Here is a 21,249-nt window from a genome sequence, read left to right on the forward strand (position 1 = left end):
TACAAAAGTTAGCCGACGCTAAAAAGGTTTGCATTCCTGTCAAAATTCTTTCTAAACTGGCCACCAGATAACGGTAGAGGTTGGTGGAAAAGTTCATGAGACGGTTTCTTCAAGGTTTGATACTGTTGCTTCTGCCCGGGCTGCCAGCGCTAGCGGCCAATGTGGTTACGACCACCGGTATGATTGCTGATGTTGCCCGTAATATTGCCGGAGAATGCGTTGAGGTCGAAGCACTGATGGGCCCGGGCGTTGATCCGCATCTGTACGAGGCCCGTGCCAGTGATATCGGCCGGCTGCGCAATGCGGACGCGATTTTCTACAACGGCTATTCACTGGAGGGGCAGCTGGGCTCAGTGCTGTCAAAGCTGGGTGAGCGCAAGATGACCCTGGCTGTTGCACCGCAGTCCATGGTGGATGATCAGCTGCTGATGGCGAATGAGGACGATTCCTACGGTGTGGATCCGCACCTGTGGATGGATCCCGGGCGTTGGGTCCGGATCGTGCCCACGCTCAGGTCGGCACTGCAGGAGGTTGCCCCGGCATGCAGCGATGCCATTAAGCGGCGTTCCAAAGCCTATAAAGCGGATCTGGAGGCTTTGGACCAGTGGATCAGTGACAGTATCATAACGATTCCGGATGAACGCCGAGTCCTGGTGACAGCGCATGACGCCTTTGGTTATTACGGTGATGCCTATCGTCTTGAGGTGTTGGGCATTCAGGGCATCAGCACGGACAGCGAGCCGGCGATCGCTGATATCCGCAATGTAGTGGATACCGTGGCTGAGCGTGGAATCCCTTCCATTTTTGTGGAGAGCACGATCAGTCGCCGGACCGTCGAGTCCGTGGTTCAGGGAGCGGCGCGTCAGGGCCATGACCTGAAGATAGGCGCCGAGCTGTATTCCGATGCCATGGGTGAGAGTGGCACCGAGGCCGGGACCTATATCGGTATGCTGCGTTCCAATACGGAAGCGGTCACCAGAGGGCTTGGTGGTACGGTCGCGCCCTGGCCGGAACGGCTGAGCGATCACTGGCAGGGCCGTGATGCGGGCAATCATGAAAAGCAGGGAGAACAATGAGCTGCACACAGCGTCATGAACCGAATCTGGCCCTGCACATTGAGGACCTGACTGTGGCCTATGAAGGCCGCCCGGTGCTCTGGGATATCGACGTTAATATCCCACCGGGCGTAATGGCTGCCATCATTGGGCCCAATGGCGCGGGCAAAAGCACTCTGATCAAGACAGTGCTGGGACTGGTGCGGCCGACAGCAGGTCATATCTGTGTCTACGGTTACACGCCACGCCAGGCGGTGCGGCGCATCGCCTATGTCCCCCAGCGTTCGTCGGTCGACTGGGATTTTCCGACAACGGTTCTGGATGTGGTCATGATGGGGCTTTACGGTCAGCTGGGGTGGCTGCGCTGGCCGGGTCGGAAAGAGCGCCAGCGTGCTATGGAAGCGCTAGAGTCTGTGGGCATGGAAGCGCTTGCGCAACGCCAGATCAACCAGCTTTCCGGTGGTCAGCAGCAACGGGTGTTTCTGGCCCGCGCCATGGTTCAGGACGCTGATGTGCTCTTTCTGGACGAACCCATGGCGGGCGTGGACGCCACCACGGAGAAAGCGGTGGTTGCCCTGCTGCAGGAGCTGCGGGATGCCGGCAAGACCATCATCGTTGTTCACCATGACCTGCAGACAGTCCGTGACTATTTCGACTGGCTGGTGATCCTTAATGTGCGCGTAATCGCCCAGGGTCGTGTCCGTGACATCTACAGCGGCGCCAACCTGCGCCGGGCCTATGGGGGGCGTATTGCGCTTCTGGACCCGGAATCGGGAGAAGAGGAGCCAGACGCCGTGCCTCGCGAGGTGGGCGGCTGATGCTGGCGCTGCTGGGCGATTACACCGTCCAGAACGTGCTCCTGGGGGCGACGCTTCTGGGCGTGGTCAGCGGTCTGCTTGGCTCGTTCGCGGTGTTGCGTCAACAGAGCCTGATGGGCGATGCGTTGTCGCATGCGGCCCTTCCTGGGGTCTGTATTGGGTTTCTGATCACGGGGACTCGGCATCTTGGGTGGATCATGGCCGGCGCTCTGACCACATCTGTGATCGCGGCACTTTTTGTTCAGTTGGTGGTGCGCTACAGCCGGATCAAAACGGATGCTGGTCTGGGTATCGCGCTGAGCGTGTCATTCGCGCTTGGCGTTATGCTGCTGACCTGGATCCAGGGAATGCCGAATGCCTCCCAGGGTGGCCTCGATACCTTCCTTTTCGGGCAGGCAGCCGCCACGCGCCGGCAAGATCTTTGGTTCATGGGTGGCGTTACGCTGCTGGCCGTGCTGTTGGTCATGGGTCTGTGGAAGCAGCTTAAGCTGGTTACCTTTGATCCGCTTTTTGCCGGTTCCATCGGCCTCCCGGTTGTACGCCTGGAAAGTATTCTGACCGCCATGATCGCGCTGGCCGTGGTGGTGGGGCTCCAGATGGTGGGCGTGGTTCTGATGACGGCCATGGTGATCGCCCCTGCAGCGGCTGCTCGGCAATGGGTATCGCGCCTTGAGCACATGATCCTGTTGTCCATGTTCATGGGGGTGATCTCGGGGGTTGTAGGCGTGCTTTTCAGTGCCACGGTCCCGCATCTGGCCACGGGACCGGTTGTGGTGCTGGCAGCCTCGGCTCTGGTTGCGGTGTCGCTGCTTCTGGCGCCGGGCAGGGGCATGCTCTGGTCCTGGTTCGCGCTCTGGCGGGAACGCAGGGCTATCGGGCAGCGCCAGATGCTGACCACACTCTACAAACTGGCCCAGCACCATAACGACCCTCATTACCCGGTGGAGCGCAGTATGCTGGACAGCTTCTACGGAGTGGCAACCGATCCGATTCTGAGACGCCTGCATGAGCGTGGTTTCATAGCGCCGGCGAGCCACATGCGGGTTGAAGGACGGCACTGGGCACTGACCGATGCGGGCTACAGCGAAGCCGAGAAAGTGCTGGAGCAGTTGGGTATGGCCACGGAGGAATCAGCGTGATGGCGGCTTTCTTTGCGGATCCGGTCTACATGATTCTTCTGACCGGCGCGCTGGTGGCTGCCGCTGGGTCACTGGTGGGTACCTTTCTGGTCCTGCAGCGCAACAGCATGTTGTCGGATGCCATCAGTCACTCGATTGTTTTCGGCATCGTCGTCGTATGGCTGCTGACCAAAGCCCAATCGGGGCCGCTACAGATCGCGGGTGCGGCCATGACCGGTGTGCTGACCGTATTCCTGACGGAGATAGTGGCACGTACCCGGCGGGTCAAGCGGGACGCAGCTATCGGGCTTGTGTTCCCGGTGCTCTTTGCAACCGGCGTGTTGCTGTTGAACCTCTACGCACGGGATATTCATATCGATACCCATACCGTGCTGCTCGGAGAGATCGGGTTTGTGTGGCTGGATACCATGACGCTCTGGGGATGGGAAATACCCCAGGCAGTGATCTGGATGTCGCTGGTCACCCTTGTGAATCTGCTCTTTGTGCTGGCTTTCTACAAGGAACTCAAAATCGCCACCTTCGACCGCCAGCTTGCGGCAGCCCTGGGGCTGGCACCGACGCTGCTGTTCTACCTGCTTCTGGGGCTGACTAGTATCACCGCCGTGGCTGCGTTTGACGCTGTCGGGGCGGTGCTGTTCATCGCTTTCGTGATCGTACCGCCTGCCACGGCCTATCTGCTCACCGACCGGCTCTCCCTGATGCTGTTATTCGCGGTGGTGCTGGGTGTGGCGGCAACGCTTTGCGGCTACCCGCTGGCGGTCGCCATGGATGTGTCTGTGGGCGGTACAATGGCCGCCATGACGGGGGTGTTCTTTCTGCTCGCGTTTCTGCTCAGCCCGCGCTATGGGCTTCTGGGGCACTGGCGCAACCGCCGCCTGAAGGTTTCCGGTTGAGCGGCGACTTCCAGTTCCGTTCAGCCGCTCTGCCAGTGGTCCGCACCGATGAAGATCATCCGCAGGAAGCGGGTGGTCTGGCGTCTGATCCGCGTCAGCTCTTCCTCATCCTCGGCTGAAATGCTGAGAATGTCCGTGAGGCTGAACGCAACCGTACGCACCACAAGCTCGCTGGTCATGTCCAGATCCCCGTCACTGAGGTGGCTCAGAAGGCCCAGGTTACTCAGATCATTGGCCAGTTCGCGGGCAAAGAACTGCATCTCATTACGGATACCCTGCTGGATGGCCTGACTTTCTCCGGCCAGTCCCTGGGCCATGAAGGTGAAAAAGTTGCGGTTGGATTGAACATGATTCACGAAAATGGCCACGGACTCGTCCATGAGTTTATCCGCATGGATCACGTTCGCACGCGTCTCCCGCATCATCCCCCGCAGAACCACGCCCAGTTCATCCACCAGTGTCAGCCCCAGATCGTCCATGCTGCGGAAATGGCGATAGAAGGATGTTGGCACGACCTCAGCTTGCCGGGTGATTTCCCGGATGCCAAGGCTGGCGAAGTGGCGGCCACGCCCAACGAGGGTAAGTGCGGCCTCCATCAGCATTTCACGTGTCTCGCCAGGTCTGCGTCGTTTGTGTGAGGTCATGCTTGATTCGGATGTGTCCAGATTGATTTCACGAGTGTACCGACCTACCGGCTGAATCGAAACGTGTGAGCTGGCTTACGTTCTTTGTTGACACCCTGAACAGCTTGTGTGTACAGTCGTTCACAAGTTGTGAACAAATGTACACGAGAGGGTGTCATGCAGGAACCAGTCAGTGCAGAGAGAAAGTCGGATGGCAGCCACAGCCGGCTATTCGGACGTGATACCTGGCGCTGGCTGGGTCAGCAGATCTTCAACCGGCAGAACCCGGCCATGTACTTTGATCCGCTGCTGGAAACCATCAATCCGTTCTGGGCACAGCGTTACATCCCGGCGCGGGTGGAGGCCATTGAGTCCGAGACCCATGACAGCAAGACCCTGACCCTGCGTCCGGCACGGCGCTGGGGTGGTTTCCGGGCGGGTCAGCACCTGAATCTGGAGGTGGAAAAGGATGGTCGCTGGCACAGCCGACCGTTCAGCCTATCCTGTGCTCCCTCACACTGGGAGCAGGACGGCACCGTTACCGTCACAATCAAGAAAGTGGCGGATGGTGAGATTACGCCCTGGCTGCTCGAACATTTCCGGGCCGGTGACGTGATCGGGATCAGCCGCGCTTATGGTGAGGATCATACGCCTGAACCCGGGGATCCAATGCTGTTCATCGCTGGCGGCAGTGGCATAACCCCGGTTCTGAGCCAGCTCGAAGCTATGGCGGACCGTCATCTGCGCAACCCGGTCACACTGCTGTATTTCGTGCGAACCGAAGCGGATGTGATCGGTGGCCACAAGCTGCAAACACTGGCTGATTCGTTGCCGAACCTGGACCTGCGCATTGTGGCGGCGGAGAAGGATCCACAGAACCCGGACCATCTGGGGCCACAACATCTCCAGGGCGTTAACGGGCTTACTGAGCGCCAATGCTTTCTGTGTGGGCCCCCTGGGCTTATGGAACACGCGCAAAATCTTCTGGCGGACGCCGGTGTGCCGGACGAACGGATCAGCAGCACCCTGTTCTCGGTAGGGCCGGGCGTCGTCGTGACCGAAGACGCTGGCGGGCGTGTTCACTTCAGCCGCAGCAATATCACCGTGGAAAGCGCCGGCGACCGCCGCCTGCTCGAGGAGGCCGAGGCAGCCGGTCTGAACCCCCGTTACGGCTGTCGCATGGGCATCTGTCACCAGTGCGCCTGCCGCAAAGCTAGCGGCATTGTCATCAACCAGCACACCGGCCAGGCCTCGGGCCATGGCGGGGAAACCGTACAGCTCTGTATATCGGTGCCCGTGGGGCCGGTAGAGCTGGAATTGTAGAAGGGAATCGGGGCACAAACCGACCATCGAATCGATACTGCAAGGAGAATCACCATGCAGAAGCTCAGCGACGAACAGCTTGAAAATCTTGCACAGGATCTGGACGCGATCCGCAACGAACACATGGCCGATCTGGGTCAGCGTGATGCCGACCACATCCGGGGCATCATCCGCTTGCACCGGACGCTGGAATTCGGGGGCCGGGCGTTAATGCCTCTGGGTTTCATTCCGCCGTTCCTGCTGGCTGGCATGACCTCACTGGGCATCGCCAAGATCCTGGAGAATATGGAAATCGGCCACAACGTGATGCATGGCCAGTATGACTGGATGAACGACCCCGAGCTCAACTCCCAGACCTATGAGTGGGATACCATCTGCACGGCGGACTCCTGGAAGCGCACCCACAATTACGAGCACCACACCTTCACCAATGTTATCGGCAAGGACCGGGACTATGGTTATGCGGTGCTGCGGCTCGAGGATGAAACGCCATGGCAACCGAAGCATCTGCTGCAGATGATCAACTTCATCAACCTCAGCGTTTTCTTCCAGTGGGGTGTGGGCATGCATGAGCTGGAGTTCGAGAAGCTGCGCAGCGGCGAGGTGACCCTCAGCGAGAAGGCCGCATTCCTGCGTGATTTTGCGCGCAAGGGGGGCCGACAGGTATTCAAGGACTATGTCTTCTTCCCGGCTCTGACCCTGCCTGTGGCACCGGTTGTGATCGCGGGTAACGTTGGCGCCAACCTGATCCGCAACCTCTGGGCATCCAGCGTGATCTTCTGCGGGCACTTCACCGAGGAGGCGGAGAGTTTCACCGAGCAAGAGTGTGAGAACGAAAGCCGTGGCCACTGGTATCTGCGCCAGATGACTGGCTCCAGCAACTTCACTGGTCCCGGCTGGGTCTACACCCTGAGTGGGCATCTGAGCCACCAGGTCGAGCACCACGTGTTCCCGGACATTCCGGCGTACCGCTATCGCGAGATTTCGCCGCAGATCCAGGCTGTGTGCGAGAAGTATGGCCTGCATTACAACTCGGCCAGCCTGCCGCGCCAGTATGCGACGGTGGTCAAGCGTGTGGCGGCGTTCTCGCTGCCGGACCGCATGCGTGAGCGGCTGCTCCCGGAGTTCAACGAGGACGGTGGTCAGCGGCGAAGCCAGGACAACAGCGCCTCACTGGTCAGCCGACTGCGTAACCGGGTGACCAGCACACTCTCCGCAGCAGCCTGATCAGCCCAGCTCAGCCATCCAGAAATTCATCGACTTGGCCGTCTCCTCGGCCTCGTCGATGTCCTTCCAGGGGTAATGGGTCCGAAGTGCCGGCACTGGCTCGTACCCCCGGTTTTTCCAGAAATCATCCAGCGGCTTGTGGTCTTTTGGCCGCAGCGGGTGATCCGCTGGTCGTTCCACCGCACAGAAACAGCAGTAACGGAAGCCGCCCAGTTGGCGGGCATGGGCTTCGCGTTCCGCGAAGAAACGGACACCAATGCCCTGACCCCGAAAGGCGGGTAACAGCACGGATTCGCCGAAATAGAAGATGCTTGCCGGGTCGTAGCCCTGGTCCACAAAGGGCTGAATGAAGGCGTCTTCCTCGTCCTCCAGTGGCAAACCCGTGGCGGCTCCCACCACCTGATCGCCATCGCGTGCCAGCACCAGGACGCTGTGAGGGGAGCGGATGTAGGTCTCCAGGTACTGCGCCTCGTAATTCATATTACCGTCATACAGATAGGGCCATTCACGGAACACCTGAATCCTGAGACCGGCGACGGCATTGACCCATGGCCGGATCTGTTCACCGTTGACGCGTTCGAGCTTGACTGTCATTGGCTGTTGCCTCCCGTCAAAATGGCATAAGCCAGTGGTTTCACATTCGGCTATATCACCATACGCAGTGGCTGCGGTCGCAATGCGGGATCGTCCTTATCAGACCTGTGTGCGAGTGAGCGTATCGGCCACCATATAATGAGAAAAATCTAAAGTAGTATTGTCTAAAATTTTATGGGGCCTTAGTGTTGGTGATAGTCCGGCCGGGTTCCGGACAATGGCTGACACCTTAATCAGGAGACTAACCTATGCGATTCAGGTCCATCATCTCGGGAATGGGGGCAGCGCTACTCATGGCAGTGGCTGGCTCAGCGGTGGCGGAAGACACTGACATCACGGTCAGGGTATTGAGCAAGGATGCCAAGTTCATCGGCACCAGCATGGGGGGCATGCGGGTCATGCTGCGTGATGCCCAGAACGGTGAGCTGCTCAGTGAGGGGGTAACCTCTGGAGGAACGGGTGATACTGGCAAAATTATGCACGATGACGGTGGCCGCAGGATCAGCATGGCGGATGATTCGGCGGCATCCTATAACACCACACTTGATCTGGAGCAGCCGCGGCTGATCGAGGCGCAAGTCTACGGACCTCTGGGGCAGCCCCAGGCGGCTCACAGGGCCAGTGCGACGCAATGGGTCATTCCGGGTGGAGACCTGTCGGTCGGTGATGGCTGGGTGATCGAATTGCCGGGGTTTGTGGTGAACATTCTGGAACCGGCTGCTGCTCAGGGCTGGTCAAGTGCTGACTCAGATGGCGTTAAAGTAACCGCGAACGTGATGATGATGTGTGGTTGCCCGATCACACCTGATGGGCTCTGGGATGCCAACCGCTATGAGGTGGGTATGACCGTGACGCGGGATGGTGAAACGGTCGCCGAACAGTCCATGAGTTATGCTGGCAAGGCCAGTCACTTTGAGGGTGACGTTCCTGTTGATGAGGCGGGCGTCTATAACGTGACCGTTCACGCCTATGACCCCCAGAATGGCAATACGGGCGTCGACAGGACGACACTCAAAGTCCGTTAAACCGGGGATGAAGCTTGTTGCGTATCCTGTGGGAGTGGGGGGTAATCAAACCTGGAGCTGGGGATGCGATGAGACTCGTGACACGCCGATATCTGCTTGAACTCATGGGGGCGGGCGCGGTCCTTGCCGCCTCCCCCTCATTGGGTCCAGCCGCGCCTACTTCTGCGCCCGTCGCTGCTGTCCGCAAGTCGATCCCCGGCACGGATAAGACGATGCCGGTCATCGGCATGGGGACATGGCGTACCTTCAATGTGGGCCGGGATCCGCAACTGCGTGAGGCGCGCACCCGGGTTCTCGAAGCCTTCTTTGAGGAAGGGGGTGGGCTGATTGATTCCTCGCCCATGTACGGCTCTTCCCAGGCGGTGCTCGGTTACGGGCTGGAGCAGCTGGCGTATCCGGAGTCACTTTTCGCGGCGGATAAGGTCTGGACCCGGCAAGGGGATGCGACCCGGGATCAGGTGCAAGAATCCGCGGCTAACTGGGGCGTGGCGCGCTTTGATCTCATGCAGGTCCATAACCTTCTGGCCTGGGAACCACATCTTGAGACACTGCAATCGATGAAGGCGGCGGGTGAGGTTGGGACTATTGGGATCACCTCCTCCCATGGACGTCGGTTGGAGCAAGTGGAGTCGGTTATGGCGCGCTATGACCTGGATTTCGTGCAGCTGACCTATAATATCCGGGATCGGTGGGCTGAAGACCGGATCCTGCCCCTGGCTCGTGAGAAGGGCATTGGCGTCATTGCCAACCGGCCCTATCAGGGTGGGTCACTGATCAAGGGGCTCCAGCGCCGAGGCGTTAAAATGCCGGGCTGGGCCAGCGAAATGGGTTGTCGGACCTGGGCCGATTTCCTGCTCAGGTTCATTGTCTCCCATCCAGCCGTTACCTGCGCCATTCCCGCCACGACAAGGGTTAAGCACATGCGTGAGAACATGGCGGCGGGGCGCGGCGTGATGCCGGATGCCGGCCAGCGCCAGCGTATGATCGAGGCCCTTGAGGCGTTCTAGCCCGTGCTTGGTCCCCTGGGCACCTACACGCTTCGGGATTTTGTGCCGGTCACACCAGTGGTATGGGAACGCTTGTTTGAGCGGCTCAATGAGCAGGTCTGGCCCTGGCAGGGCCTATTTCTGGTATTGGTGCTGGCGGCAATTTGGCAGCTCTACCAGGGGCGCAGCCGCAGCTGTGGGCTGGCGCTGGCCGGGTGCTGGTGCTGGTCTGCCATCCAGTTCCAGTTCCTGCTGCACGCACCGCTCAACTGGGCGGCCCCTGTTATGGGGTGGGGGTTCATGCTCCAGGCGTTACTGGTGTTGCTGGTTGGCTTTGGTGGTGGCTGGCGGTTCAGCGGCGGCCTCCGTGCGCGTTTTGGCCTGTCTCTGATCGTTGCGGGTGGAGTGGTTCTGCCTTTGGCCGGCCCCCTGACAGGCCGCAGCTGGGCCGCTTTCGAAACCGCGGGTACGGCCCCGGCGCCCACCGCCCTGGTGACGCTGGGCATGGCGCTCATGGCGCAGCTCCGGAGCTGGGTAACAGGCCTGATTCCCTTGCTCTGGCTGATCTACAGCAGCGTTATCTGGTGGGTCAGTGGCTGGGTGCCTGGTGCGCTTTCGGCCCTTCTGGCACTTGTTATCCTTGTGCTGGCAGGTGTTCACTCTCTCCTAGCCAAGTGAACAGGGGCACGGGCGACAGGGTCAACCAGAGGCATCGCGGCCATCACGGAGGGAGAGAATCCGTGGCGTGCCTTATACTCGCTTTTTAACCTTTCGGAGCTCCCATGCTGGCGCTGGCGGACATGAGCGCAATGGAGATGGCCGCTCAGGCGGTGGCGCTGATCGCGCTAGGGCTTTGCATTGTTGGCTTTGCCAGCACCCGTGATGACCGGCTCATGCTGGCGCTCATCGGTGCCAATGTGGCTTTCGCAGCCCAGTACGCGCTGTTTCAGAGTTGGACGGCTGCCGTGCTCACGGTCCTGGTGATCCTGCGTATCGATTTGGCACGCCGGTTCCGCGGCAATGTGGCGGTGATGCTGGGTATGCTGGCACTCAGCGGGGCGGCCGCCGCGCTGACATGGCAGAGCTGGATCGACCTTTTTCCCGTTATGGCAATGCTGCTGGGCACTCTGGGGATGTTCCTGTTACGCGGTATCTCCATGCGCGTGCTTCTCGCTGGCGCCGGGCTGGCCTGGATGGCTAATAATATTGCTATCGGGTCACTGGGTGCCACCCTCGCGGAGGCCATGGTCGTGGTTACCAACTTTGTGACTATTCTGAGGTTGATGCGAATGCGCCGGCGTTACCCGGGCGTGGATCTCACCTGATCAGGCATTGCCGAAAAAGCGTTCCAGAACACCGGCCTGGCGTATCCCCGGGATGGGCAGGCTGGCGTGCTCAGCAATGGCACGGCGCCAGTAGTGCTCTGGGTCGTCCAGGATTGCTGCCTGCTCGCGTTCTGAGGTGCTGAATGAGTTATGCTCGCCGCTGAAGCCGGCCTCAATGAGGTCCAGGGTCCAGAGGTAAATCGTCGAGCGGACCAGGCGCAGCAAGTCGGAGTAGGTCTCCCGATTGATGGTGATTGCCAGGTCGGTTGTCAGGTTGATTCGGTTCTGGAGCTCACGCATCTCGTCCGCGCCCAGGGGGTGCTGGATGTAGCTGTCCTTGCGATAGCGCAGACAAGTCTTTTCCAGGCTCCGAACGCCTTCCCTCAGGTCTGTTTTCGCCTCTCTTCGATCCTGTTCTTCGCTGACCGGAGCGGGTATCCAGCCGTACTGAGGCGATCGTGTCATCAGGTGGCCGGGCAGGTCCTGTCGGTAATCGGGCAGCTCCGAATCGTCACTGTAGCCGGCAAACTCGTTCTGAAGCCAACTCCCCATCTTCCGGTTGCGGAGCATCAGCGACAGAGTGATCGATGCAGGCAGGATTTCCTCCAGCGGATCCTGAACGTCCCTGACACGCTGTTCCAGTGCATCAACAGGGGCTCCCATGACAAGTCTCCTCATTGTCTGGCAAAGCGGCTCAACAGTAAGTGTTGAGCCGCTTTGCTGTTGTTGTTGTTGGTCGGCGTCCTGTGCTTACTCAACGTGATGAATGTCATATACCCAAGCTAGGCTAGGCCAGAGAGAGAATCAACTGGGTAGATGCTGATCATCGGTAACACATTGTCAGTGAGTGCCGTCAGCCTGTCAGGCGCTTCAGAGCGTCGGCAGCGATTTGGAAAGAGTGCTTACGGGCTTCATGATTGTGAATCTGGCCTGTCAGGATGAGTTCGTCGGCCCTCGTGCGTTCAATGAAGGCCCCCAGCCATTGCTCGATCCTTTGGGGAGAGCCGATGGCTGATTCCTTGAGCGCGCGGCGTGCAGTAGCCAGTTCCGCGGCACCGCCAAGACTGTCCGGGGCATCCACAGGTGGTTGTAGTGGCCCCGGCGTGCCCCGCCGCAGCGCGATGAACTGCTGTTCCATGGAGGTCATGAGTCGGCGGCCTTCGGCATCCGTGTCCGCCGCGAAGACGTTTGCAGCCGCCGCAACCCAGGGCTCGGACAGGTGTTGCGATGGCTGGAACTGCTCGCGATAGACTTTCAGGGCCTCGTCAAGCATATCCGGCGCGAAGTGGGAGGCGAAGGCATAGGGCAGGCCCAGTGCTGCTGCCAGCTGGGCGCCGAACAGGCTGGAACCGAGAATCCAGACGGGAACGCTGGTGCCGGCGCCAGGCACAGCCTGAACACGTTGGCCCGGCTGCGCCGGCTCCAGGAAATGCAGCAGTTCCTGCACATCCTGAGGAAAACGGTTGGCCGCCGGCTGGTGGTCACGACGCAGGGCCTGCAGGGTCTCCGGGTCAGTGCCCGGGGCGCGCCCCAGACCGAGGTCCACGCGCCCGGGGTAGAGGCTTTCCAGGGTTCCGAACTGTTCGGCCACCACCAGTGGCGCATGGTTGGGCAGCATCATGCCCGCGGCCCCGATACGGATGCTGCTGGTGTTGGCGGCAATCCATCCCAACGCCACCGGGGTCGCGGCGCTGGCAATGCCGGTCATATTGTGATGCTCCGCCATCCAGTACCGGTCGTAGCCCGTAGCCTCGGCGTGCTGGGCCAGATCAGCGGCGTTCATAAGGGCCTGCCTCGGTGTGCTGCCCTCATTGACGGGAGCGAGATCAAGCAGTGAGTAACGCGTCATGGTGGCTCCTGATGGGAATACTTGTGGGACACTAGCGATCGCGTGCTCTGGCTGGCAATACGGGGTTGCCGGCGGTCTTCGCAATGGGCTTCAGCGTCTGTAGTATGCCCCTGTTTCCAGCGTGGCCCGAGTGAGTCCCGATCGAACCGACTTAAGGAGTGCGTGCATTGGATTTCCTGCTGGAAGTGACCCTTTTCCTGCTTGCGGCGGTGATCGCCGTGCCCATATTCCAGTGGCTGGGCTTTGGTGCCGTACTCGGCTACCTGGTTGCCGGTGTCATTATGGGGCCCTCGCTATTCAGCGTCATTGATGACGTTGAGAGTATGCTGCGTTTTTCCAAGATCGGGGTGATCCTGCTTCTGTTTCTGGTGGGGCTTGAGCTGGCGCCGCAACGGCTCTGGGTGATGCGCCACAATATCTTCGGCCAGGGCATGGCTGGTGTGATTCTCTGTGCCGTTCCTATGGGCGTGATCGCGTGGTCGGGGTTTGGTCTGGATTGGCAGACATCGCTGATCATCGCATTGGGCCTGGCGTTTTCCTCAACCGCCTTCGCCATGCAGGTGCTGGCTGAGCATAACGAGCTGTCCTCGCTCCATGGCCGCAGTGCCTTTGCCATGCTGCTGTTCAAGTACATTGCGCTGCTGCCGCTGTTGGCAGCTCTGCCGCTGATGGGAGAGGGTGGCACCGCGTCCATGGACCCGCTGGGAATCGGCCAGGCTATTGCCCGGACCCTGGTCGTGCTGGTTGCGGTGGTTGTGGGGGGGCACTACCTGCTGCGTCCGGTTTTCCGCACCGTTGCACGCATCGGGGCGCGCGAGACATTCACTGCCACGGCGCTACTGGTGGTTCTGGGCGTTTCCCAGATCCTGAAGATGGCTGGCATGCCCATGGAGCTTGGCGCCTTCCTTGCCGGGGTTCTCCTGGCGGATTCCGAATACCGGCATGAAATCCATCTTTCCATTGAGCCATTCAAAGGGCTGCTGATGGGGCTGTTTTTCATGTCCGTTGGCATGTCCGCTGACCTGCACATGCTGGCGGATATGCCGGGGCTGGTTTTCGGTGTCACCGGCGGTGTGCTGCTGTTCAAGATCACCATTCTCTATGCGGTAGGGCGTATCGGTGGACTGGATGACAAAGGCAGCCGGGCACTGGCTGCCCTCATGCCCCAGGGTGGCGAGCTGGCATTCGTATTGTTCTCCATGGCGATGACCTACGGCGTGATGAGCGAAGCGGTAACGGATGTGCTGTTTGCGGTCGTCATCCTGACCATGGCCGCCACCCCCTTCACCTTTCTGTTCAACCGTCGGATTCTGGATCCAATGCTGGCCACCTCGGAGATCGATGATCGGCCCTACGATGCGGTGGGAGAGGATGACGAAAAGCCCAATGTACTGATTTGTGGTTTCGGGGGCTTTGGTCAGATGGTGGGGCGGCTGCTGCACAGCGCCGAGATCCCGTTCTCCGCCCTGGACGCCAACCCACTCCAGGTGGATTTCATCCGCCGTTACGGTCACCGTATCTACTATGGCGACCCGGCCCGCGTGGACCTTCTGACCAATGCCGGGGCCCGGGATGCGGCGGCCATTATCGTAGCGGTGGAAAACGCGGAGTACTCCATGCGTATTGTGGATCACGTACGACGCAACTTCCCGACCGTGCCGGTCTATGCGCGGGCCCGTAACCGCCAGCACGCCTGGCGGCTGATGGATCTGGGGTGCCGGGTGATCACCCGTGAAACTCTGTCTGGCAGTATGGACATGGGGGAGCAGCTGCTGCAGATCTTCGGCTGGGATGAAGCTGAAGCGAAGGAAGCGGTTCAGGTATTCCGGGATCACGATGAGCAGGAGCTGCGCAAGTACTACGCCATCCATCAGGAGGCGGGCAGCCGCAATCCGAGTGACCAGGAGATCATCGACGAGCTGGAAGGCCTGTTCCAGTCAGACGAAGCGGAATCCATCGATCCCGACAGTCTTCCGCAATCAGGCAGCTGATTACGTTGCAGCGCCTCTTGATTCCGGGGGCGGACTTGTTAGGTTTACCTGAAAACAATCACAACAAAACGAGGTAACTATGGCTCAGGACGCGGATGTCATTGTGGTCGGCGCCGGCCTTGCGGGGCTGGTGGCGGCAACGGAACTGGCCGACGCGGGTCGGCGGGTTCTGATCGTGGAACAGGAATCCGAGCAGAATCTTGGGGGGCAGGCGTATTGGTCGCTGGGCGGCCTGCTTTTCATCGACTCCCCGGAACAGCGGCGTATGGGCATCAAGGATTCGCCCGAGCTTGCCTGGCAGGACTGGCTGGGGAGCGCCGGGTTTGATCGGAATGAAGACTACTGGCCGCGCCGGGTGGCCGAGGCCTATGTCAACTTCGCGGCAGGTGAGAAGCGTGCCTGGCTGCGGGAGATGGGGCATCGGATTTTTCCGGTTCTGGGCTGGGCTGAGCGCGGTGGCTACGACGCCTGCGGCCATGGGAACTCTGTGCCACGCTTCCATATCACCTGGGGGACGGGTCCTGGTATTGTCGAACCGTTTGAGCGCCGCGCTAGCGAAGCCGAGGCCAGAGGACTGATCCGCTTCTGTTGGCGTCACAGGGTTGATGATTTGCTGACCACGGGCGCCCACGTGGATGGTGTGCGCGGCAAGGTGCTGGCCGGTGACAGGGCCGAGCGGGGCGTTGAGACCAGCCGCGAGGAGACGGGGGATTTCGAGTTCCGAGCACAGGCTGTAATCGTGGCCTCGGGTGGTATTGGTGGTAACCATGAACTGGTGCGCCGCAACTGGCCGGAACGCCTTGGCAGGCCGCCGCAGCGCATGGTCAGTGGCGTGCCCGCGCATGTGGACGGGCGCATGATCGGCATTACCGAGGGAGCCGGAGCGAGCGTGATCAATCCGGACCGGATGTGGCACTACGTGGAGGGCATCCAGAACTGGAATTCCATCTGGCCCAATCACGGTATCCGTATCCTGCCGGGCCCATCTTCTCTATGGTTCGACGCCACGGGGCGCCGTTTCCCGGCGCCGCTTTATCCGGGTTCCGACACGCTCGGACAGCTGGAATACATCCAGTCCACGGGTTATGACTACAGCTGGTTTGTCCTCGACCAAAGCATCATCAAGCGGGAGTTCGCTCTATCCGGTTCGGAGCAGAATCCGGACATTACCGGCAAGAGTTGGGCGCAGACACTGAAGCGCCCCTTTGGCAGGAAAGGCACCGGTCCTGTTGAGGCCTTCAAGGAAAACGGGTTGGATTTTGTGGTTCGGGACAACATTGAGGATCTGGTTCAGGGTATGAACGAGCTCAGTGGTGACTACCTTCTGGACCCAGCGGATATTCGACGCCAGATTGAAGCCCGTGATCAACAACTGGAAAACGCCTTTGCCAAGGACTTTCAGGTCATGGCCATGCATAACGCCCGGCAGTTCAAGGGCGATAAAATGGTGCGCACGGCCAAACCCCATCGGATACTGGATCCGGCCCATGGGCCATTGATCGCGGTGCGGCTCAATATTCTTACGCGCAAGACCCTGGGCGGGCTGGAGACGGACCTGGATGCCCAGGTACTGAACGAGCAGGGTGAATGCATCCCCGGGCTTTACGCCGTAGGAGAGGCGGCCGGTTTCGGTGGCGGGGGCATGCACGGTTACCGTGCGTTGGAGGGCACTTTCCTGGGCGGCTGTCTGTTTTCCGGCCGCAATGCCGGCCGGGCCGCAGCGAAAGCCCTTATCTGACCGGCAGGTTGCGGCATAGGCCGCACTCCCCTTCAGCTTGCTCCTCGACCGCGCCACCGCTCTCAATGTAGCGCAGACGGTGGCGGGCCCGCCCTCTGTTGGCACTCACCTGGTAACGTCTTGGTTCGTGGCGTTGCTCCGGATCATCCTGTTGAACGACCGGGGCGTCTGTCTGTTCAGGGTCAGTCATCATGAGTTTTCATTATAAGGGTGGGCCGGAGTAAGGGCACCGACAGGATCACGAGAAGCGTTAGAGCGCTCCATTCCAGCCATGCAGGCACCCAGTCCTGAACTTCCTGGACCGACCCCTGGATGTCCAGCCCAAATTCGGTAATAACGGCGTCGGTGACCAGTCCGGCGGCGACTGTGCTTAAGTGCCCATTTCGGGCTGGAAAATGCTGAGCGTGGCCAGACTGGTCCCCGGCCCGCGCCGCTGCGGTGGCGCGCCAGTGCCGTTGGGATAGCACCACAGGAGCACATCGGCAGGGGGACGCCCAGCACAGCGCCGCGCAGGATGGGCTGCAGGCCCTCACCACTGAGCCATTGCCGGATGCGAACCCTGGGCACCAGGCGGCGGACCAGACCTGCTACCATCAGGCTGAACAGGAGCCAGGGCGCTGCTAGCAGGGCCATCTCAATGATAGCGAGGATGAGTTCTTTCATAAGGACAGTATAGGTTTACAGATGCTGTTATGGTGTAGCGGCTTTTGTAAATTGAGGCGGGAACCCCTTTCTGGTAGCCTGTCATCCCATCTTGAGGCGACGCCTCCCTCCTCCTCAAAACTGGCAATCGGGCAGAACACGGGATTCGCATGACGCGCTATATATTTGTCACCGGCGGGGTTGTGTCCTCGCTCGGCAAGGGCATTGCATCAGCATCACTGGCCGCCATTCTGGAGGCCCGTGGCCTCCGGGTTACCATCCTCAAGCTCGATCCCTATATCAATGTGGATCCCGGCACCATGAGCCCGTTCCAACACGGTGAGGTCTTCGTCACCGGAGACGGCGCCGAGACGGATCTGGATCTGGGGCATTACGAGCGGTTCATCCGGACCACCATGAGCAAGCGCAATAACTTCACCAGTGGCCGGGTTTACGAGGAAGTCATCCGCAAGGAGCGCCGCGGGGACTATCTGGGTGGTACCGTTCAGGTTATTCCGCACATCACCGATGAAATCAAGCGCCGCATTGTGGAAGGTGCTGGTGACGTTGATGTGGCGTTGGTGGAAGTTGGTGGCACCGTGGGTGATATCGAGTCCCAGCCGTTCCTGGAGGCCACGCGCCAGCTGCGTGTTGAAGTGGGCTCCCAGCGTGCGCTTTTCATGCATCTGACGCTTGTGCCTTACATCTCGACCGCGGGTGAGGTGAAGACCAAACCGACCCAGCATTCCGTGAAAGAGATGCGTTCCATTGGGCTTCAGCCGGACATCCTGCTGTGCCGCTCTGAGCATGATGTAGATGCCAGCTCACGGCGCAAGATTGCGCTTTTTACCAATGTGGAAGAGCGCGCGGTTATCCCGCTGTGTGATGCGCCCAGCATCTATCGGGTACCGCGCATGCTCCATGAAATGGCGTTGGATCAGCTGATTGTTGAGCGCTTCAGCCTGGATGCGGGGCCGGCAGACCTATCCGAATGGGACCGGGTTTTCGAGTGGGAACAGAACCCTGATAAGACCGTGACCATTGCCATGGTCGGTAAGTACATGGAACTTCTGGATGCCTACAAGTCCCTGATCGAAGCGCTGGATCACGCCGGTTTGCACACACGCACCGACGTGAAGATGAAATACGTCGACTCTGAGGATCTGGAGCGTGATGGCGTGGGCGCACTGCAGGACGTTGATGGCATCGTCGTGCCTGGTGGCTTCGGCGAGCGTGGCGTGGAAGGCAAGATCAGCGCTGTGCGCTATGCTCGTGAGAGTAGCGTTCCCTATCTGGGGATCTGTCTGGGTATGCAGGCCGCAGTGATCGAGTACGCCCGCAACATTGCCGGTTTGTCCGGCGCCCACAGCACCGAGTTCCGCAAGGATTCTCCATACCCGGTGGTTGGCCTGATCACTGAGTGGGTGGATGAGAATGGCGAACTTGAGACCCGTGGTGAGGACTCGGATCTGGGTGGCACCATGCGATTGGGCGCTCAGGACTGTCGTCTTGAGTCTGGAACCACCTCGCATCAGTGTTACGGTAAGGATGTCATAAGCGAGCGGCACCGGCATCGGTATGAGGTGAATAACCTGTTGCTGCCCAAATTGGAGGCATCCGGCCTGCGAGTGGCGGGACGCTCCGGTGATAACAGTCTGGTGGAGATCGTTGAAGCCCCGGAACATCCCTGGTTTGTGGCCTGCCAGTTCCATCCGGAATTCACCTCCACGCCGCGCGACGGCCATCCGCTGTTCAAGGGCTTCGTAGAGGCGGCGCTGGCTCGCAGGGGCGAATACTGAATCCGACCGCCGAGGGCGTTCATTATGGCGCAGAGCACTATCAACATCGCTGACCTCCGCATTGCCAACGACCGCCCTTTTACCCTGTTCGGCGGCATGAATGTGCTGGAATCCCGGGAGCTGGCCCTGGAAGTGGCGGACGCCTACAGCCAGGTCACTGCCAGGCTTGGCATCCCGTACGTGTTCAAGGCCTCCTTCGATAAGGCCAACCGCTCGTCCATGCACTCATTCCGTGGCCCGGGACTGGACAAAGGACTGGCGGTCCTCGATGAGATCCGCAATCGTTATGGCGTCCCTATCCTGACCGACATCCACGAACCGCACCAAGCCCAACCGGCTGCCAACGTCTGTGACGTGATCCAGCTGCCCGCGTTCCTGTCACGCCAGACGGACCTGGTGGTAGCCATGGCCCGTACCGGCGCCGTTATCAACGTCAAGAAAGGCCAGTTCCTGGCGCCTCATGAAATGAGCCACATCATCAACAAGTGTGGCGAGGCTGGCAATGACCGGGTCATCCTCTGCGAACGCGGTACTAGCTTTGGTCATAACAATCTGGTGGTGGACATGCTCGGTTTCGGCACCATGAAAAAGCTCGGTGTGCCGGTGTTCTTCGATGTCACCCACGCCCTGCAGATGCCAGGCGGCCGCGCCGACTCGGCTGGCGGTCGCCGCGCGCAGGTCACTGAACTGGCCCGCGCCGGACTGTCACAGGGCCTGGCCGGCCTTTTCCTCGAAGCGCACCCGAACCCGGACCAGGCCAAATGCGACGGGCCCTGTGCTCTGCGGCTGGAACAGCTCGAGCCGTTCCTTGCTCAACTCAAACAACTGGATGACCTCGTAAAGGGGTTTGAGCCTCTGGATACGGTGTAACGATTCCATTTCCTGAATCACTGATCGATTCAAAGATAAGAGAGGTTGAACGGATGACAACAATCGCCAACATCAAAGCCCGCGAAGTCCTCGATTCCCGCGGCAACCCCACCATCGAAGCTGACGTGATCCTCGAATCCGGCCAGACTGGTAGCGCCTGCGCCCCCTCTGGCGCCTCCACCGGTTCGCGGGAGGCGCTGGAACTGCGCGACAAGGACAAGAACCGCTACCTCGGCAAGGGCGTCCAGACTGCTGTTGCCGCTGTCAACGACCGCATCGGCGGGGCCCTCCAGGGCATGGACGCCGCCGACCAGCGCGCCATCGACAACGCGATGCTCGAGCTCGACGGCACCGACAACAAGCAGAATCTTGGCGCCAACGCCATCCTGGCCGTGTCCCTGGCGAACGCCAAGGCCGCCGCCACCGCCATGGGTCGGCCGCTGTACGAGCACATGGCCGAGATCAACGGCGCTGCCGGGCGGTTCTCCATGCCCGTGCCCATGATGAACATCCTCAACGGCGGCGAGCACGCTGACAACAATGTCGACATCCAGGAATTCATGATCCAGCCAGTAGCTGCGTCGACCTTCCGTGAAGCTCTGCGCTGCGGTGCCGAGGTGTTCCATAGCCTCAAGAAGGTCCTCAACAGCAAGGGGCTGAACACCGGTGTGGGTGACGAAGGCGGATTCGCGCCAGACCTGCCCTCCAACGAGGCCGCTCTGGAAGTCATCCGGGAAGCTGTGGAAAGTGCTGGCTATACCCTTGGCAAGGATGTAACGCTGGCGCTGGATTGTGCTTCATCCGAATTCTACAGCGATGGTGTCTACGATCTGAAAGGCGAAGGTAAGCAGTACAACGCGGGCGAATTCAGTGACTATCTGGCTGGCCTTTGTGACCGCTTCCCCATCGTGTCCATCGAGGACGGCATGGACGAAGGCGACTGGGACGGTTGGAAAACCCTGACAGACCGGCTTGGTGACAAAGTCCAGCTGGTCGGCGATGATCTGTTCGTGACCAATACCCGGATCCTGAAGGAAGGCATTGATAAAGGCGTGGGCAATTCCATTCTTGTGAAGTTCAACCAGATTGGCAGCCTCAGCGAGACTCTGGATGCCGTTCGCATGGCGCAGGATGCAGGCTATACTGCCGTTATCTCGCATCGTTCAGGTGAGACCGAGGATACCACTATCGCGGATCTGGCCGTGGCCACCAGCGCCGGCCAGATCAAGACCGGGTCGCTGTGCCGCTCTGATCGTGTGGCGAAGTACAATCAGCTGCTCCGGATTGAAGAGCAGCTCGGAAACCGAGCGGTATACCGCGGTCTGACCGAAATCAAGGGCCAGGGGAGCTGA

General features: G+C 60.2%; 21 protein-coding genes. 15 read left to right on the forward strand and 6 right to left on the reverse strand.

The features are described 5' to 3' along the window. The first annotated feature begins 95 nt into the window (after nucleotides 1-95). The 4 genes from AAF659_RS01635 to AAF659_RS01650 are packed head-to-tail and all read left to right on the forward strand — an operon-like array spanning nucleotide 96 to nucleotide 3,905. Nucleotides 96-1,076, forward strand: coding sequence for a metal ABC transporter solute-binding protein, Zn/Mn family (locus AAF659_RS01635; RefSeq protein ID WP_349749957.1), 981 nt, complete (start codon nucleotides 96-98; stop codon nucleotides 1,074-1,076). Beyond that, the gene (locus AAF659_RS01640; RefSeq protein ID WP_349749958.1) at nucleotides 1,073-1,873 is read left to right on the forward strand and encodes a metal ABC transporter ATP-binding protein; all 801 of its coding nucleotides are present in this window, start codon (nucleotides 1,073-1,075) and stop codon (nucleotides 1,871-1,873) included. The genes AAF659_RS01635 and AAF659_RS01640 overlap by 4 nt, the downstream gene beginning before the upstream one ends. After that, nucleotides 1,873-3,012, forward strand: a complete 1,140-nt coding sequence (locus AAF659_RS01645) for an iron chelate uptake ABC transporter family permease subunit (protein WP_349749959.1) — start codon at nucleotides 1,873-1,875, stop codon at nucleotides 3,010-3,012. The genes AAF659_RS01640 and AAF659_RS01645 overlap by 1 nt, the downstream gene beginning before the upstream one ends. Further along, a complete protein-coding gene (locus tag AAF659_RS01650) occupies nucleotides 3,012-3,905 on the forward strand; it encodes a metal ABC transporter permease (RefSeq protein WP_349749960.1) in 894 nt (297 codons plus the stop codon). Before AAF659_RS01645 ends, AAF659_RS01650 begins: the two co-directional genes overlap by 1 nt. 20 nt (nucleotides 3,906-3,925) lie before the next feature. Here AAF659_RS01650 and AAF659_RS01655 read toward each other — a convergent pair whose 3' ends face one another. Next, a complete protein-coding gene (locus tag AAF659_RS01655) occupies nucleotides 3,926-4,549 on the reverse strand; it encodes a TetR family transcriptional regulator (RefSeq protein ID WP_349749961.1) in 624 nt (207 codons plus the stop codon). A 156-nt stretch (nucleotides 4,550-4,705) separates the two neighbouring features. On the opposite strand from AAF659_RS01655, the gene AAF659_RS01660 reads away from it, so the two are divergent. Further along, on the forward strand, nucleotides 4,706-5,851 hold the full coding sequence (locus AAF659_RS01660; RefSeq protein ID WP_349749962.1) for a ferredoxin reductase: 1,146 nt from the start codon (nucleotides 4,706-4,708) through the stop codon (nucleotides 5,849-5,851). A 54-nt stretch (nucleotides 5,852-5,905) separates the two neighbouring features. Beyond that, nucleotides 5,906-7,078, forward strand: a complete 1,173-nt coding sequence (locus AAF659_RS01665) for a fatty acid desaturase family protein (protein WP_502949179.1) — start codon at nucleotides 5,906-5,908, stop codon at nucleotides 7,076-7,078. Here AAF659_RS01665 and AAF659_RS01670 read toward each other — a convergent pair whose 3' ends face one another. After that, on the reverse strand, nucleotides 7,079-7,672 hold the full coding sequence (locus AAF659_RS01670; protein WP_349749963.1) for a GNAT family N-acetyltransferase: 594 nt from the start codon (nucleotides 7,670-7,672) through the stop codon (nucleotides 7,079-7,081). A gap of 248 nt (nucleotides 7,673-7,920) precedes the next feature. Between AAF659_RS01670 and AAF659_RS01675 the strand changes: the two genes are divergently transcribed. The 4 genes from AAF659_RS01675 to AAF659_RS01690 all read left to right on the forward strand — a co-directional run bounded on the left by AAF659_RS01675 (nucleotide 7,921) and on the right by AAF659_RS01690 (nucleotide 11,008). Continuing rightward, nucleotides 7,921-8,697 carry a hypothetical protein gene (locus AAF659_RS01675; protein WP_349749964.1) on the forward strand — a complete coding sequence of 259 codons (777 nt, stop codon included), beginning with the start codon at nucleotides 7,921-7,923 and terminating at the stop codon, nucleotides 8,695-8,697. A gap of 68 nt (nucleotides 8,698-8,765) precedes the next feature. After that, entirely contained in the window at nucleotides 8,766-9,704 is a 939-nt protein-coding gene (locus AAF659_RS01680; RefSeq protein WP_349749965.1) for an aldo/keto reductase, read from the forward strand. Between the two features lie 3 nt (nucleotides 9,705-9,707). Next, nucleotides 9,708-10,361, forward strand: a complete 654-nt coding sequence (locus AAF659_RS01685; protein ID WP_349749966.1) for a hypothetical protein — start codon at nucleotides 9,708-9,710, stop codon at nucleotides 10,359-10,361. Between the two features lie 104 nt (nucleotides 10,362-10,465). Then, entirely contained in the window at nucleotides 10,466-11,008 is a 543-nt protein-coding gene (locus tag AAF659_RS01690) for a YgjV family protein (protein WP_349749967.1), read from the forward strand. Here the strand turns inward: AAF659_RS01690 and AAF659_RS01695 are convergent, their stop codons facing one another. Then, nucleotides 11,009-11,671, reverse strand: a complete 663-nt coding sequence (locus tag AAF659_RS01695; RefSeq protein WP_349749968.1) for an AbiTii domain-containing protein — start codon at nucleotides 11,669-11,671, stop codon at nucleotides 11,009-11,011. It lies immediately after the preceding gene. 190 nt (nucleotides 11,672-11,861) lie between these two features. Then, nucleotides 11,862-12,857 (reverse strand): LLM class flavin-dependent oxidoreductase, encoded by a 996-nt coding sequence (locus tag AAF659_RS01700; RefSeq protein WP_349749969.1) that lies wholly within the window; start codon nucleotides 12,855-12,857, stop codon nucleotides 11,862-11,864. 167 nt (nucleotides 12,858-13,024) lie between these two features. On the opposite strand from AAF659_RS01700, the gene AAF659_RS01705 reads away from it, so the two are divergent. Further along, complete coding sequence (locus tag AAF659_RS01705) at nucleotides 13,025-14,848, forward strand: monovalent cation:proton antiporter-2 (CPA2) family protein (RefSeq protein ID WP_349749970.1); 1,824 nt, start codon at nucleotides 13,025-13,027, stop codon at nucleotides 14,846-14,848. Between the two features lie 79 nt (nucleotides 14,849-14,927). Next, nucleotides 14,928-16,586, forward strand: coding sequence for an FAD-binding dehydrogenase (locus AAF659_RS01710; protein ID WP_349749971.1), 1,659 nt, complete (start codon nucleotides 14,928-14,930; stop codon nucleotides 16,584-16,586). Here the strand turns inward: AAF659_RS01710 and AAF659_RS01715 are convergent. Together AAF659_RS01715 and AAF659_RS15030 are read right to left on the reverse strand one after the other, a co-directional pair. Further along, complete coding sequence (locus tag AAF659_RS01715; RefSeq protein ID WP_349749972.1) at nucleotides 16,579-16,779, reverse strand: hypothetical protein; 201 nt, start codon at nucleotides 16,777-16,779, stop codon at nucleotides 16,579-16,581. The genes AAF659_RS01710 and AAF659_RS01715 overlap by 8 nt on opposite strands. Continuing rightward, on the reverse strand, nucleotides 16,776-17,249 hold the full coding sequence (locus tag AAF659_RS15030; RefSeq protein WP_502949180.1) for a permease: 474 nt from the start codon (nucleotides 17,247-17,249) through the stop codon (nucleotides 16,776-16,778). Before AAF659_RS15030 ends, AAF659_RS01715 begins: the two co-directional genes overlap by 4 nt. Nucleotides 17,250-17,398: 149 nt before the next feature. Between AAF659_RS15030 and pyrG the strand changes: the two genes are divergently transcribed. From pyrG to eno, 3 genes are read left to right on the forward strand one after another with little or no spacing between them, the layout of a single operon-like run. Beyond that, nucleotides 17,399-19,027, forward strand: a complete 1,629-nt coding sequence (gene pyrG, locus AAF659_RS01720) for a CTP synthase (protein ID WP_349749973.1) — start codon at nucleotides 17,399-17,401, stop codon at nucleotides 19,025-19,027. Between the two features lie 24 nt (nucleotides 19,028-19,051). Beyond that, the gene (gene kdsA, locus AAF659_RS01725) at nucleotides 19,052-19,897 is read left to right on the forward strand and encodes a 3-deoxy-8-phosphooctulonate synthase (protein ID WP_349749974.1); all 846 of its coding nucleotides are present in this window, start codon (nucleotides 19,052-19,054) and stop codon (nucleotides 19,895-19,897) included. 53 nt (nucleotides 19,898-19,950) lie between these two features. After that, complete coding sequence (eno, locus tag AAF659_RS01730; protein WP_349749975.1) at nucleotides 19,951-21,249, forward strand: phosphopyruvate hydratase; 1,299 nt, start codon at nucleotides 19,951-19,953, stop codon at nucleotides 21,247-21,249.

Origin of the sequence: Salicola sp. Rm-C-2C1-2 (assembly GCF_040196175.1) — a bacterium.
Lineage (GTDB): Bacteria > Pseudomonadota > Gammaproteobacteria > Pseudomonadales > Oleiphilaceae > Halospina.

Excerpts from the sequence above, each read along its gene's own strand:
- AAF659_RS01635 (WP_349749957.1), top strand. The coding sequence starts at position 96 with ATGAGACGGTTTCTTCAAGGTTTGATACTGTTGCTTCTGCCCGGGCTG.
- AAF659_RS01640 (WP_349749958.1), top strand. The coding sequence starts at position 1,073 with ATGAGCTGCACACAGCGTCATGAACCGAATCTGGCCCTGCACATTGAG.
- AAF659_RS01645 (WP_349749959.1), top strand. The coding sequence starts at position 1,873 with ATGCTGGCGCTGCTGGGCGATTACACCGTCCAGAACGTGCTCCTGGGG.
- AAF659_RS01650 (WP_349749960.1), top strand. The coding sequence starts at position 3,012 with ATGGCGGCTTTCTTTGCGGATCCGGTCTACATGATTCTTCTGACCGGC.
- AAF659_RS01655 (WP_349749961.1), bottom strand. The coding sequence starts at position 4,549 with ATGACCTCACACAAACGACGCAGACCTGGCGAGACACGTGAAATGCTG.
- AAF659_RS01660 (WP_349749962.1), top strand. The coding sequence starts at position 4,706 with ATGCAGGAACCAGTCAGTGCAGAGAGAAAGTCGGATGGCAGCCACAGC.
- AAF659_RS01665 (WP_502949179.1), top strand. The coding sequence starts at position 5,906 with ATGCAGAAGCTCAGCGACGAACAGCTTGAAAATCTTGCACAGGATCTG.
- AAF659_RS01670 (WP_349749963.1), bottom strand. The coding sequence starts at position 7,672 with ATGACAGTCAAGCTCGAACGCGTCAACGGTGAACAGATCCGGCCATGG.
- AAF659_RS01675 (WP_349749964.1), top strand. The coding sequence starts at position 7,921 with ATGCGATTCAGGTCCATCATCTCGGGAATGGGGGCAGCGCTACTCATG.
- AAF659_RS01680 (WP_349749965.1), top strand. The coding sequence starts at position 8,766 with ATGAGACTCGTGACACGCCGATATCTGCTTGAACTCATGGGGGCGGGC.
- AAF659_RS01690 (WP_349749967.1), top strand. The coding sequence starts at position 10,466 with ATGCTGGCGCTGGCGGACATGAGCGCAATGGAGATGGCCGCTCAGGCG.
- AAF659_RS01695 (WP_349749968.1), bottom strand. The coding sequence starts at position 11,671 with ATGGGAGCCCCTGTTGATGCACTGGAACAGCGTGTCAGGGACGTTCAG.
- AAF659_RS01700 (WP_349749969.1), bottom strand. The coding sequence starts at position 12,857 with ATGACGCGTTACTCACTGCTTGATCTCGCTCCCGTCAATGAGGGCAGC.
- AAF659_RS01710 (WP_349749971.1), top strand. The coding sequence starts at position 14,928 with ATGGCTCAGGACGCGGATGTCATTGTGGTCGGCGCCGGCCTTGCGGGG.
- AAF659_RS01715 (WP_349749972.1), bottom strand. The coding sequence starts at position 16,779 with ATGATGACTGACCCTGAACAGACAGACGCCCCGGTCGTTCAACAGGAT.
- AAF659_RS15030 (WP_502949180.1), bottom strand. The coding sequence starts at position 17,249 with ATGAAAGAACTCATCCTCGCTATCATTGAGATGGCCCTGCTAGCAGCG.
- pyrG (WP_349749973.1), top strand. The coding sequence starts at position 17,399 with ATGACGCGCTATATATTTGTCACCGGCGGGGTTGTGTCCTCGCTCGGC.
- kdsA (WP_349749974.1), top strand. The coding sequence starts at position 19,052 with ATGGCGCAGAGCACTATCAACATCGCTGACCTCCGCATTGCCAACGAC.
- eno (WP_349749975.1), top strand. The coding sequence starts at position 19,951 with ATGACAACAATCGCCAACATCAAAGCCCGCGAAGTCCTCGATTCCCGC.